General features: G+C 36.7%; 11 protein-coding genes. 7 read left to right on the top strand and 4 right to left on the bottom strand.

Annotated features, from left to right (window positions below):
* Positions 1-35: 35 nt before the first annotated feature.
* Both AC07UM_RS04220 and AC07UM_RS04215 read left to right on the top strand, forming a co-directional pair.
* A complete protein-coding gene (locus AC07UM_RS04220) occupies positions 36-1,022 on the top strand; it encodes an EamA family transporter (RefSeq protein WP_494682339.1) in 987 nt (328 codons plus the stop codon).
* Positions 1,023-1,105: 83 nt separating this feature from the next.
* Positions 1,106-2,098, top strand: a complete 993-nt coding sequence (locus AC07UM_RS04215; protein WP_494682340.1) for an alpha/beta fold hydrolase — start codon at positions 1,106-1,108, stop codon at positions 2,096-2,098.
* A gap of 121 nt (positions 2,099-2,219) precedes the next feature.
* Here the strand turns inward: AC07UM_RS04215 and AC07UM_RS04210 are convergent, their stop codons facing one another.
* Positions 2,220-3,362, bottom strand: a complete 1,143-nt coding sequence (locus AC07UM_RS04210) for an MFS transporter (RefSeq protein WP_494682341.1) — start codon at positions 3,360-3,362, stop codon at positions 2,220-2,222.
* 76 nt (positions 3,363-3,438) lie between these two features.
* Between AC07UM_RS04210 and AC07UM_RS04205 the strand changes: the two genes are divergently transcribed.
* A complete protein-coding gene (locus AC07UM_RS04205) occupies positions 3,439-4,221 on the top strand; it encodes an AraC family transcriptional regulator (RefSeq protein ID WP_494682342.1) in 783 nt (260 codons plus the stop codon).
* Positions 4,222-4,552: 331 nt separating this feature from the next.
* Positions 4,553-4,996: an SRPBCC family protein gene (locus AC07UM_RS04200; protein ID WP_494682343.1), complete on the top strand. Its 444-nt coding sequence runs from the start codon at positions 4,553-4,555 to the stop codon at positions 4,994-4,996.
* A 73-nt stretch (positions 4,997-5,069) separates the two neighbouring features.
* Here the strand turns inward: AC07UM_RS04200 and rplS are convergent, their stop codons facing one another.
* On the bottom strand, positions 5,070-5,426 hold the full coding sequence (gene rplS / locus AC07UM_RS04195; RefSeq protein WP_068942389.1) for a 50S ribosomal protein L19: 357 nt from the start codon (positions 5,424-5,426) through the stop codon (positions 5,070-5,072).
* A 295-nt stretch (positions 5,427-5,721) separates the two neighbouring features.
* On the opposite strand from rplS, the gene AC07UM_RS04190 reads away from it, so the two are divergent.
* A complete protein-coding gene (locus AC07UM_RS04190; RefSeq protein WP_494682344.1) occupies positions 5,722-8,460 on the top strand; it encodes a fibronectin type III domain-containing protein in 2,739 nt (912 codons plus the stop codon).
* Between the two features lie 138 nt (positions 8,461-8,598).
* Here AC07UM_RS04190 and AC07UM_RS04185 read toward each other — a convergent pair whose 3' ends face one another.
* A complete protein-coding gene (locus tag AC07UM_RS04185) occupies positions 8,599-10,131 on the bottom strand; it encodes a toxin-antitoxin system YwqK family antitoxin (RefSeq protein WP_494682345.1) in 1,533 nt (510 codons plus the stop codon).
* A 386-nt stretch (positions 10,132-10,517) separates the two neighbouring features.
* Here AC07UM_RS04185 and AC07UM_RS04180 point away from each other — a divergent pair, with 386 nt between their 5' ends.
* A complete protein-coding gene (locus AC07UM_RS04180) occupies positions 10,518-11,219 on the top strand; it encodes a CoA transferase subunit A (protein ID WP_494682346.1) in 702 nt (233 codons plus the stop codon).
* Between the two features lie 46 nt (positions 11,220-11,265).
* Here AC07UM_RS04180 and AC07UM_RS04175 read toward each other — a convergent pair whose 3' ends face one another.
* On the bottom strand, positions 11,266-13,068 hold the full coding sequence (locus AC07UM_RS04175; protein WP_494682347.1) for an ABC transporter ATP-binding protein: 1,803 nt from the start codon (positions 13,066-13,068) through the stop codon (positions 11,266-11,268).
* Between the two features lie 122 nt (positions 13,069-13,190).
* Between AC07UM_RS04175 and AC07UM_RS04170 the strand changes: the two genes are divergently transcribed.
* Entirely contained in the window at positions 13,191-13,844 is a 654-nt protein-coding gene (locus AC07UM_RS04170) for a CoA transferase subunit B (protein ID WP_494682348.1), read from the top strand.
* The last annotated feature ends 430 nt before the right edge of the window (positions 13,845-14,274 follow it).

The following is a 14,274-nucleotide window of genomic DNA, read 5'->3' as shown; positions in this document are numbered from 1 at the left end:
TATATATTGTAACTTTGCAGGCTGTTAAAAAAATTATGAAGAAGAAAAATATACTAAAAGGTGTTTTATTTGTAGGGATTGGAGCTAGTATATATGGTATGTTAGCCACTTTTGTGAAAATGGCTTATCATGATGGCTTCACAACTTCTGAAGTGACTACCTCACAATTCGTATTAGGTTTAATAGGACTTTTGATCCTTAATTGTATTCAGACCCTAACCTCAAAGCAGAAATTATCAAAACCAAGTTCTAAAGAAGTAAGAATGCTGCTGCTTGCAGGAACTTCTTTGGGAGGAACCAGCTTATTTTATTATATCGCTGTACAATATATCAATGTTTCAATTGCCATTGTCCTGTTGATGCAGTCCGTATGGTTCAGTGTAGTGGTGGAAAGTATTCTCACAAAAAAATTGCCCAATGCAAGAAAAGTAGTCTCCGTGGTTATTGTACTATTAGGAACTGTTCTGGCAACTAATCTTATCAATATGGAGATAGAACTGGACTGGCATGGAGTCTTTTGGGGACTGATGGCGGCGGCTTCATATACCCTAACGATGTTCACCTCCAATACACTGGCTACCCATCTGCCGGTTTTCAGAAAGAGTATCATTATGCTGGCGGGTGGATCTGTAATCGTTTTTGCATTTTTATTCTTTGCCCAGATAGGACCCATGTATTCTGATGGTTTAAAATCATTATACTTAAATTTTACAGAAAATACAGAACATATTCATCCATTTAACTATTCAATATTCCTGACTTACGGATTTATACTGGCTCTTTTTGGAACCATCATCCCTCCAGTTTTATTTAATATTGGGTTCCCGAATGCTGGATTAGGATTGGGAAGTATCGTTTCATCACTGGAGCTTCCGGTTTCCGTAACCATGGCTTTTGTTTTATTGGGAGAGAAGGTATTTTTCATCCAATGGGCAGGAATTGTACTGATTCTTTTTGCTATTGTTTTGATGAATTTACCGTCAAAAAAAGAAAAAGAAGTTTCGATGGCAGAATTGTCTTAAAAAATATTTAAATAAAAATAACAGTTTAAAACCGTTCCTTTTGGAACGGTTTTTTTAATTTTAATCTTTAAAATAAAAGTTTTATGAAACGTTTCAGAAATATAATGGCCGCTTTTACATTGACGGTGTCCGGTTTTATATTCTCACAAGTAAAACCTCTGGATGCAATGCTGTCAGATTATCAATATCCTTACGAAGTTCATTTCCTTACTTTACAATCTCAGGGGGAAGATTTGAAAATGGCTTATATGGACGTACAGCCACAAAAATCCAATGGAAAAACAATAATGCTTCTTCATGGAAAAAATTTTAATGGAGCGTATTGGGAGAGAACTGCAAAAGACTTGTCTGCAAAAGGATTCAGAGTGGTGATTCCTGATCAGATCGGATTCGGAAAATCTTCCAAGCCTCATGGTTACCAGTTTTCTTTTTCACAGCTGGCAGAAAATACAAAAGCTGTTCTGGATGAACTGAAGATTGATAAAGCTATAGTTCTGGGACATTCGATGGGAGGAATGGTAGCCACAAGATTTACATTGCTGTATCCGGAGAAAGTACAAAAATTGATTCTTGAAAACCCGATCGGACTTGAAGACTATAAAACTTTTGCTTCCTATCAGACCATCGATCAGGCATATCAGTCCGAACTTAAAAATACAGCGGAAACCTATAAAAATTATCAGTTGAAATTCTATTATGACAACAAATGGAAACAGGAATATCAGCCCTGGCTTGATCTGATAGCAGGATGGACACTCCATAAGGATTATCCTCAGGTAGCCTGGGATGCAGCCCTTACCACGGATATGATCTACAACCAGCCGGTATGTTATGAATTTAAAAACATCAAAGTTCCTACATTGCTGATCATTGGAACAAGAGACAGAACCGCGATAGGAAAGGATAGAGCACCTAAAGAGCTGCAGCCGAAAATGGGAGAGTATCAGGAATTGGGAAAGAAAACCCAGCATGAAATTGCTGGTTCAAAGCTTGTAGAGATTGATAATGTAGGACATCTGCCTCATATAGAAGTATACCCAAAATTCTTTGAAGCCCTGTATAGTTTTATACAATAGAACAAAGGTAAAACTATACATATTTGAAACATTAAGTTTTCATAAGTGATTCTGCTTCATTTTTCATCTTTGATGAAACTTAACGATTCTTATCATCTTCACTAAACTTAATGTTTCAAAATTAATTCTTTTTACCCTCAAATAATAATAGAGTACAAACTCCAATTCCCGAAAATAAGACACACGAAATTCCCAGGTTTTGTATAAAACCAATACTTATCAGCCCTAAACCTATCATAGCATAGTAAATTAACCCCAATAAAGCCCCGGCGCTACCGGTTTCGTTTTTATAATTGACGAGCGCTGTACTCAGAATATTCGGGATCGCAATGCTGAATGCCATAACAATGAAGAAATAAGGAATTAAAAAATAGATTCCTGAGCTTGCCAGCATCCATACAAAAATGGAAGCAAAAAAAGCTAACAATATACCTGCTTTAATCAAATATTCAGGTGGTATATTCTTTAATAATAAAAACCTGTTAAGCTGTGCTCCCGCAAATGTACCACCCGCCAGAATAATACTGCTGTATCCGAAAACGTAGGAGGAATACTGATTTTCTTTAAAAATAAACGGAGCAAGCGAATAGTACGAAAACAACAGTACATTAAAACTCATAATCAGCAGACAGCATCTGATGATTGAAGGGTCACGAAGCATCCGTTTTAAGAGGTCTGTCAAAGTACCGATGTTGATTGTTTTCTTTGAATAGCGAGTCTCAGAAACTTTATTTCTGGAGAGAATAAAAAATAAGAGTGCCAGCAGACATAATGTTATAAATACTCCCTGATGTCCTATAGAAGCAGCCAATACCGAACCGGTAATCATTCCGACCACCGGACTGATCGATAAACCAATTCCGATCCATGAGAATACTTTGCTGATATTGTCTTTATCATATGTATCCCTTAGAATCGTCTGCGTTACAATAGAACCCACCGAAATTCCGAATGCAGAAATAATCCTGGCACTAAGAAGAATCATGAAATTGGGTGCAAAAATGGCTGCCATAGTCCCGATTCCGTAAGTGATAAGCCCGTATTCCAATGATTTCTTTCTTCCAATCCTGTCACATTGTACTCCCCAAAATGCAACCCCCACAGCAAATGCTATAAAATACAAACTGATTGTCAACGTGGCCGATTCTTCCTTCACTCCGAACTGTTCCTGAACCATTGGCAAGACAGGGCTGTAAATGGTTTCTACAAACTGCGGAAGCATGACGAGCAGAGTCAGCAGCCAGATAGGATTTGTCTTCTTCATTTTTTTTCTGCAAAGTTTCCAAAAAATCAATGTATATTTATAATGATATAAAAACAAAAAACATCAAAAATAGGACATGGCTGTATTAGGACAAAATGATGAGTTTGATGCAGATTCTATTCTGGGAAAAGTAATCGGAATAGCCTCTGATATGGTGATGCATGATTCTGGCTTTCATTTTCATAAAACGAAGGCTCAGTTGTTGTATGCGCCATCGGGCTGTATGACGGTCACTACTTCTGACCGGCAGTTGGTTCTCCCCCCATTTAGAATGCTCTGGATTCCTGCCCATGAAATTCACCGTGTAAATTTCCGAAATATTGTCGCCTATAGATCTATCTATTTTGATACAAGTTATGCCGAAAAATATATAGGTTCCGGTCTTCATGTTTTACATGTAAATCCTTTATTAAAAGAAATTATCGAAAGAATTTGTTTTTGGGAATGGTCGGATCTCAAAATTGATCAGACTCATCTTTTAAAGGTGTTCTGGGACGAAATGAACAAGGCGCCGGAAGAAAAGCTGGAGCTAAAAATGCCTCAGGACAGACGCCTTAAAAAAATAGCTGAAGAATGGACACTACGTTATTCTATGCCGCCCATGCTGAAAGATCTTGCAGAGTGCACGGGAGCGGTGGAGAAAACAATTAGCAGAATTTTTAAAAAGGAAACAGGATTGTCTTATCAGGAATGGAGACAGCAATGGCGGTTACAGCGATCAATTGAGCTTTTGGTAGAAGGCAATTCAATAGGAGAGGTGTCTCATATTTTAGATTTCTCTTCAGACAGTGCTTTTATTGAATTTTTCAAGAAGCATACAGGTTCTACACCTTTGCGGTATCTGATGAAAAACGAGTAACCGTCCAGCAGGTAAAAAAGAGGTTTGGAAAAGAATGGGTTTAAACTAAAAGAAAGATTAAAGATTTCTCTAAGTTGTTAACCATGTCAAGGTTTTAAACCTTGACATGGTTAATGGTTAACGGTTAATGGTGTATGATGCGATAGTAAAAGAAAGGCAGGATGACTTCTATTCTAAAATATAAGATTTTTCTTAACTCATCTTATCTGCTTAAAAGCTCTTAATGGTTTAAAAATTCATAAATATTTCTTGTCCTATGCAAAGTTCATTGAATAATTATTTCCATAAAATTGTATAAGTCAATAGAATAGTTTTATAAAAAATATAAGATATGGACAATTATAATACTACAATTGAACTCAAGGCTACGGCAGAGAAGACTTATGAAGCACTTATTCATCAGATTCCTCTTTGGTGGTCTGAGCTGTTTATTGGTGAATCAGCAAAGAAGGGAGATATATTTACAGTAAGATTTGGAGACTATATTCACAAGACCATACGAATAAAAGAAGCAGTACCCCATTCAAGAGTGATCTGGTCTGTTGAAGATTCACTGATTGCTATTCCTGAATTAAAAAATCAGACAGAATGGATTGGAACAACTATAGTCTGGGAAATGGAACAAAAGGAAAACAGCAGTTTGCTGCAGCTTACCCATATAGGTTTGAATCCGGCTGTGGAATGTTACACGATTTGTTCTGGTGGCTGGAAGCAGTTTATTGGAAGCCTGAAGCTCTTTTTGGAAACGGGAACCGGAACTCCATACAAAAACTGAGGAAATGTTTTTAACAAAAAAAAGAAGCTGTTTATAAGTAAACAGCCTCTTTTTGTATGTATTGTTGTCTGAATTATTTCTTCTTGTAAGCAGCGTCTTTGATTCTTGCTTTTTTACCTCTAAGGTCTCTGAAGTAGTAAATTCTAGCTCTTCTAACTCTACCTCTTCTATCAACCTCAATTTTTTGAAGTGCAGGTAAGTTAATAGGGAATACTCTTTCTACACCTACATCACCACTCATTTTTCTGATCGTGAAAGTTTTTGTAGAACCAGTACCTCTTAATTGGATAACTGTTCCTTTGAAGAACTGAGTTCTTGTCTTTTGTCCTTCTTTAATTTCGTAATACACAGTAATTGTATCACCTGCTTTGAATTCAGGGAATTCTTTTTTCGCAATGTACTTGTCTTGTACGTACTTTAATAAATCCATTATTAATAAAATAAAATGTTAAGGCTAAGCAACTTACACGCTTTTCGTCAGAGGTTGAATAACAGGTTGCAAATGTACAAAATAGTTTTTGAATATGCCAAACATTTAATGTACTAAAAACTATAATTTTTTCATTCAGGTTTTGTTAAAAAGTTAACGGTTTCTTTAAAATACCATCAGGCTGAGTTTACATGGGAAGTCTACTTTTGCCCGAAGTAAAAAATCTGAGTAAAGATTTTTAAATGACTGATTTACAATTCGAAATTCTATATGTTATTTTAAAACGAAAACGATTATGAAACATTATTTCTTCTTTTTTTGTTTCGCGGTCCAGATGGCTTTCGGGCAGGCTTTGTTTCCCTATTTACAAAATCCGACTCCGAACTCTATGATCGTCAATTGGAAGACCGCTTCCAATAATGAAACAACTGTGATCTATGGAGATTCTCCAACGAATCTAAGTGTGACGGTAACGGGAACCACCAATATCTTCTCAGATACGGGGTACAACAACAATTACTATTATCATACGGCAAAGGTTACTAATCTGCAGCCGAATACAAAGTATTATTATAAGATAAAAACGGGAACCAGTGAGTCTGCTGTTTATAATTTCAGAACACTTCCTTTACCAGGACAACCTGTAACTGCGAATGGCAAGATCCGCTTCCTGATCATGGGAGACAACCAGATCAAAGCAGAACCGAGATATGACACTCTTACCTTGAATGCTTACAAGAAATTAAAGGAAAAATTCGGTGCCACTTCAGATCCGTCTGATAATATTGCCCTTACTTTTATGGTGGGAGATCAGGTAGATGTGGGAACATTGGATCATTATGAGAATGTTCACTTTAAAAAGAATATTAAACTATCACCTTATCTGCCTATTCAGACCACTGTAGGAAATCATGAAACTTATGGTACGATGGGTATGAATTCTTACTATGCCCACTTTTATATTGATGAAATTAGTTATAAAGGAATAAGCTCAGGAAATGAAAATTATTATGCTCAGCAGGCCGGTAATGTATTATTCGTAAGTTTAAGTTCAGAACATACAGGATCTGCACAGCAGACCTGGCTTCAGCAGATCTTAACAGCGGCTAATAATGATGCTACTGTAGACTGGATTATTTCTTTAAGCCACAGACCTTATCAGGCAGAGCAGTATGTAGGAGATATTTCTACCTGGGTAAGAGAAAATGCAGTACCACTTCTGGTAACTTCTGACAAATATTTAATGCATGTAGGAGCTCACCATCACCTGTACCACAGAGGTCAGCTTAAAGATTCACCCAACTATCAGATCATCTCCGGAGGAACAGCCTGGGATCAGTATTGGGGAATGTCTAATGAGAAGGATTTTGATGATGTTCAGAAAACATTGACAGACTGGACGTATCAGATTGTAGAAGTAGATATCCCGACAGGCAAAGTGGATATTGAATGTTATTCTATCGGAGGAGTATACAACAAGAAAAATAATGTACTGGTAGATTCTTTCCACCGGTATAAAAACCAGCCTAAACCAGCGAAGCCTTCTATTACAAACAATTTCTCAGGTCCGATTACTTTACCTTTGACATTGGATGGAAGTGCCTTTTCATCTTCAAATGGAGAGCTTTTGAATACAACACAATTTATGATCAGTAAAACTTCCAATTTTTCTGTGATTGAAAAAGAATTCTACCGAGATTTTGAAAACTGGTTCGGAAAAGACGGAAACGGAACACCGGATAAGACCAAAAACCTGAATGATGGGGTAGATATCACAAAAGCAACTTTGGCTACGAATTCTATTCCAAATGGAATCTATTATGTGAAAACGCGTTACAGAGACAGAAATCTTGAGTGGAGCGACTGGAGTGATGTGAAGCAGTTTGAAATTACTGGAAGTGTGGTTTCAAATCCTACATTTACTTTAAACAAAGCAGAATATGCCCAGAATGAAGCTATCATCGCTACTTATACTGGAGGTCCCGGAAATCAGCAGGATTGGGTAGGGATCTATAAGAAAGGACAAACTCCGGCTTCAACGACTTCACAAGGATTTATCTACACCAATGGACAGACTGCGGGTACAGCTACTTTCACTAATGGTTTGGCTAGTAAAGGTCAATACTTTGCTGGATTTTTTGCTAACGGTGGGTATACAGAAATCACACCAAGGAAAAATTTCTATGTAGGACCAAAAGTTCAGCTGCAGGCTACTGCTGATACTTATCCTGTGGGAGGGACGGTTGTCATCAATTTTACAGACGGGCCAAATTTACAGAAAGACTGGATCGGAATTTATAAAATGGGACAAACTGCCGGGACTACAGCTTCTATTAAATGGAGCTATGTGACTACAGCATCAGGAACCCTTAATTTCACAGGGCTACCGAAAGGATATTATTATGCTCAGTACTTACTGGAAGACGGATATAACGGAATCGGAGAGAAGGTATTCTTTAAAGTAGGAGATATCGTTACCGATTTATGGATCAACAAACCGGTATATACCTTAGGCGAAAATATCACTGCTTCATGGACGGATTCTCCGGGAATCATCAAAGACTGGCTCGGAATTTACCCACAAAATGTTCAGACGCCGGATGATAATTTTGTTTCTTATACCTATTTTGATGGAGTAACTCAGGGAACAAAAACAATCCAGGGAACGGCGGTACCTGCAACTCCAGGAAACTATTATATGGTCATGTTTACCAATGACTCTTATACAGAAGTTTCGAACAGAGTACAGTTTCAGGTTGCTTCCCCAACGTTGGGAACTGAAGAAACAAGGAGCACAGAGAAAAATGTAGTGTTGTATCCGAACCCAACGAAACCGGGGCAGCCTACCTTTATCAAAAGTGATTACCCGATTGAAAAAATTGAATTAGTCTCAGCTTCAGGAGAATTATTATATGTGTCGAAAAATATCAATAATCAACGTTTCTCTCTGGTGAATGAGAACCTTCCGGCAGGTGTTTATTTTGTAAAAGTACATGGAAGAAAACTATTTACTTTAAAACTGATCATTCAATAAAAAGTAAACTACACACAATTATAATGTTAGAGGCTGTCAGAAATGACAGCCTCTTTTTCATTTAATTTTTTACGGATCTTGTGCTAACTAAAAAACGATTTCAAAAATTGAAACCGTCTTTTAATATATAGGTAATGATTAGTCAAAATAGTATAAATCATCCTCATTGAGTATCGTCTGGTTTTCAGCAGATACATATTCTCCTTGTGCATCAGCAAGAGTTTTGGTTTCCTGAACAAGCTTTCCTTCCGTATTATACACTTTTAACAGGATCCATTTTCCACTGCGTTCAAGTTCTTTTGATCCATTTCCTGTTCTTAGTTTAATCTTTCCGCTTTGAAGAATACCTCCTTTTACTGAAGACTTGCTGGCAGGCTTACCCTTTACGTATTGTACCACTTGTGCTGTGAAGTTGTAATCATCATTTCCCTCTTCGCTCAAGGGCTGATTAAAGGTGTACAAAACAATTCCTTTATTATCATAAATCGTTGCATCATAAGCGGTTTGTTTAGAGTTCATCTTTTTTTCATAATTCAGCTTATGATCTTCAGAGAAGCTTTTTGTATTCACAATGATACCGTCTTTATACTGTGTTTCATTAAGACCTTCATAAGCAGTACCATTATAAGGCATTTCATCTTTATAGGTCAACGTAGATTTTAGTTTTCCATCCGGAGAATAGTATTTAATCTCCTGAGTGACATACTCTTTTAAAGTTTTTTCAGACAATAATTTCCCTTCTTCGTCAAAAGATTTACTCAATACAATAGATCCGTTTTGGTATACGTCAATACCAGACGTCTTGGTATAATCATAACTAAGCTGATAATCTTCACCCTCCACTGGCTTGAAAATATCACTTTCTTTATCGTACTGATACACCAGGTGACCTATTTTTTTGCCAGATTCATCATAAGTGGTTTTATAGCCGTCTTTTTTACTGTTTTTCTGCTCCTGCAGCAGTTTTCCGTTTTTACCATAAACAACCCCTTCCTTTACACTCCCGTCACTTTTATATTTTTCGATTTTAGAAATCCTCATCGGATTTGGATAATAGTCTACTAATAGGCTTTCCCCGGAACCTGAAGAAGCTGTACCAATCAGTTTTCCTTTTTCTCCATAATATTTGGTTTCGTTGCTGCCGTCTTTGCTAGAATAGGTCTCGTACCTTATTCCTTTTACATCTTCATCATAAACAATAGTCTTTACAGGTAAAGACTTCTCATAAGTGGTAATACTGTTGTAAAAATATTCATTTTCAGGATCTTTATAAACGAATGCTTTTCCATCGAAAGTACCATCAGCCTTATAAACTACATCTTCTGTAAGTCTTCCTTTTTCATCATAAGACTGAGAAACACCTACCTGCTTACCATTAGAAAATGTCGTTGTACTCATGATTTTCCCTTCAGGAGTATACCAGGTTACTTTTCCGTCAAAAACTTCACTGTTGGGAGTGGTGTCAGAAGCAAGACCTTCCATTTGGAGCTTTCCATCCTTGTAGAAATCTTTAATAAGGGTAAGTTTTCCCTTAGGAGTTGTTTCACGGTAGTATTCCATTTTATCCTGGGTCGTTTTTTCCCAGTTTTCATCGAAATAAGTTTTTTCCTGCGCATACACGTTGATGCTGAGTACCAATGCAAGTAATGCTGAGGTAAATAATTTTTTCATGATTTTATTTAAGCTTTGGTTTTTATATATGATTAATGTGATGATCGGTATTGAATTGTAAACCTGCGGAAGGTCAAAAGAAAGAGAAGAGACAGTAATAGTCTGCTGTGAAATAATTTTTACATTGAGAATTGTGTTAAAAAATAAATTATATCCGGAAACAATAAAATATCCTATATTTCCGGATTTAAAGGTTCAAATATAAATCAATTTGACGAGAAATACGATAAAAAATGAACAGGCTTGTTCGTTTCTTGTGGTGAAATTTTAACTGTAATGTGTTTTTGAAAGGTATTTAAAAAAAGTGTGAAATACAGAATCTTTTCCGGTCATCGGATATACAAGAAAATTTATTAAATTTAGCCAACAGAAAAATCTAATATTTCATGATAGATAAAAGAGTAAAAAATGCAAAGGAGGCCATCGAAGGAATTAATGATGGAATGACACTGATGCTTGGCGGATTTGGACTTTGCGGAATCCCTGAAAACTCAATTAATGCTTTGGTAGAAAGTGATGTGAAAGATCTGACTTGTATTTCAAACAATGCAGGAGTAGATGATTTCGGATTAGGATTACTGCTTCATAAAAGACAGATCAAGAAAATGATCTCTTCTTATGTAGGAGAAAATGCCGAGTTTGAAAGACAGATGCTTTCAGGTGAACTGGACGTAGAACTTACTCCACAGGGAACTTTAGCAGAAAAATGCAGAGCTGCTCAGGCGGGAATTCCGGCTTTTTATACCCCTGCAGGCTACGGAACAGAAGTAGCAGAAGGAAAAGAAATAAAAGAATTTAAAGGAAAACCTCATATTCTGGAACACGCTTACGAAGCAGATTATTCTATCGTAAAAGCATGGAAAGGAGACCACGCCGGAAACCTTATCTTCAAAGGATCTGCGAGAAATTTCAACCATCCGATGGCAGGCGCCGCGAAGATTACGATTGCTGAAGTAGAAGAATTGGTAGAACCGGGACAATTAGACCCGAACGAAATCCACATTCCGGGAATCATGATTCAAAGAATTTTCCAGGGAGAAACGTTTGAAAAAAGAATAGAGCAGAGAACAGTGAGAACTAAAGAATAAGCTCAGATCATAAAAAAAAGCGCTGAATGTATTTTCAGCGCTTTTTTTATGATTGAGGAGTAAGTGTCTTTCTCTCTCCGATTTGTTGTCTCCACATGGCGTAGTATAATCCTTTTTCTGAAATCAGATTGCTGTGGGAACCTGTTTCAACTACTTGCCCGCGTTCAAGAACATAAATTTTATCTGCATGCATAATTGTACTTAAACGGTGAGCGATAAGCACAGTGATCTGTTCCTTTTCTTTTGAAATGTCCTTTATAGTGGTCGTAATTTCCTCTTCAGTAATGCTATCCAGTGCAGAAGTAGCTTCGTCAAAAATCAAAAGGTGAGGTTTTCTTAAAAGAGCTCGTGCAATGGCAATTCTTTGTTTTTCACCACCACTTAGCTTCAGACCACCTTCACCGATAACCGTTTCAATGCCTTTTTCTGCTCTTTCAAGCAGACCTGTACAGCTTGACTTTTGCAAAGCAATGGCAATTTCCTGTTCAGTAGCGGCCGGATTTACAAAAAGAAGATTTTCTTTAATAGTCCCTGCAAATAATTGGGTGTCCTGGGTTACAAAACCAATCTGATTTCTCAGTTCATCAAAATCGAATTCTTTTCCATTGATACCGTTATAGAAAATATTTCCTTCCTGAGGTCTGTATAATCCAACCAATAACTTGACCAATGTACTTTTCCCGGAACCGCTCGGCCCTACAAAAGCAATCGTTTCTCCATTTTTCAAGTCAAAAGAAATATTATTTAGAGCCTTATATTGAGCAGATTGATGTTTGAAAGAAACGTGTTTGAATTCCAGCTCTTCAATAGCACCAATTTGTTTAGGATGAAGAGGCTTTTCTTCCACTTCCTTTTTCATTAAACGGTCAAAATTCTGAAGAGAAGCCTCCGCTTCACGGTAAGAAATAATGATGTTCCCGATTTCCTGCATCGGCCCGAAAATAAAGAAACCATAAAACATAAGAGACAGATATTGTCCCGGAGTTACAATATTTTTAAAAATTAAATACAATAAAGTCAGGGTAATCATTTGCTGAAGAAAATTGACCATCGTTCCCTGGATAAAACTTAAAGAACGGATGCTTTTCACCTTTCTCAGTTCAAGACCAAGGATCTTATAAGTATTGTTATTTAAACGGATCACTTCCTGGTTGGTTAATCCTAAACTCTTAACAATTTCAATATTTCTTAAGCTTTCTGTCGTACTTCCGGCTAAAGCAGTGGTTTCGGTAACAATACTTTTCTGGATCCCTTTTATTCTCTTGCTCAATAGATTGGTGACAAAAGCAATCAGAAAAATTCCACAGATATAAACCGGCATGATCGACCAATGTAAACGGATCGCATACACTGAAACGAAAATAATACTGACTAAAATTCCAAAGAAAATATTGATGAAATTGGTGATAAATTTTACAGTATCTTCTCTTACTTTCGTTAAAATAGATAAGGTTTCACCACTTCTCTGATCCTCAAATTCCTGATAAGGAAGGGCCATAGAATGCTTTAAACCATCTGTAAATATTTTAGCCCCAAACTTCTGTGTAATCACACTGACTACATAATCCTGAAAAGCCTTGGCAATTCTACTTATCATTGCAGTCCCGATCAGCAAACCCAGGAAATAAAAAGCGCCATGGTATACTGTGCTTCCGTATAAATATTCATTCAGATTTCGGGGAAGTAATTTTTCTTTATCAAAAAAATTAGGGTGAGTAACCAGCTGGTCAAGGATATTCCCTGTAATAGCAGGAGCAAATAAAGAAAAAACCTGATTAATAGTAGCCAAAAATAAGGAAATGAGAATCAGCCACTGATAAGGTTTAAGATATTTAAAAAGTATTTTCATTCGATTAAAATAATGGAGCAAAATTACAGATATTATTTTAACTAACGGTGTTAATTGTTGAATACAACAAAGCCCTTTTGTATTCAAGTGAAAATAATTAAATTGCAGTCTAAGTTTTTATTATGCTTACAAAAGAACAAATTGCCAAAAGAATTTCAAAAGAACTGAAAGATCGTTATTATGTAAACCTGGGAATTGGAATTCCTACTTTGGTTGCCAACTATGTTCCGGAAGGTATTTCCGTAGAATTCCAGAGTGAGAATGGAGTTTTGGGGATGGGACCTTTCCCTTTTGAAGGAGAAGAAGATGCCGATGTCATCAATGCCGGAAAACAAACTATTACTATTCTTGAAGGAGGTTCATTCTTCGATTCTGCATTCAGTTTCGGGATGATCCGTGGTCAGAAAGTAGACCTTACTATCCTTGGAGCAATGGAAGTTTCAGAAAACGGTGATATTGCCAACTGGAAAATTCCGGGAAAAATGGTGAAAGGAATGGGAGGTGCTATGGATCTGGTAGCTTCTGCTGAAAATATTATTGTTGCAATGATGCACGTAAACAAAGCAGGAGAAAGCAAAATCCTTAAAAAATGTACACTTCCTTTAACAGGAGTAAACTGTGTAAAAAAAGTGGTTACTGAACTAGCCGTTTTGGATGTAACGCCGGCAGGTTTCAAACTGGTGGAAAGAGCACCGGGAGTTTCAGTAGAAGACATTATCAAAGCTACAGAAGCCGATCTGATCATTGAAGGTGAAATTCCTGAAATGCAATTCTAATCAGACTATAATAAATAAAATATTCGGCCTCACAAAGTGAGGCCGAATATTTTATAAATAACCTGACATAGGAAATCGCAGCGTTAAGAAAATAATTCCTGTGAACGTTAAGAAAATTCTCCTGTCCGAAGCGCGAGACAAATTCAGAACTGATTAAGAAATATGGAATTCGCGCAAGTTTAGAATTTTTAGAGAACAGGATTTATTTTTAGCGAAGAGGTCCAGGTCTTGAATTTTTGTTTCTTTTGTTTTAAGACAAAAGAAATTAAAACCCAACAAAAAAGTAGCCTCATCAATGAAATAACTTTTATATTTAAAGTTTTGAAAACTATTTCTAAATATGACTTTAAAGCGACATAGGAAATCGCAGCGTTAAGAAAATAATTCCTGTGAACGTTAAGAAAATTCTCCTGTCCGAAGCGCGAGACAA

The organism is Chryseobacterium sp. GW821-FHT04C04, from assembly GCF_059420365.1.
The sequence above is the reverse complement of the archived record's forward strand: the minus strand, read 5'-3'. Positions and strand labels throughout refer to the sequence as shown.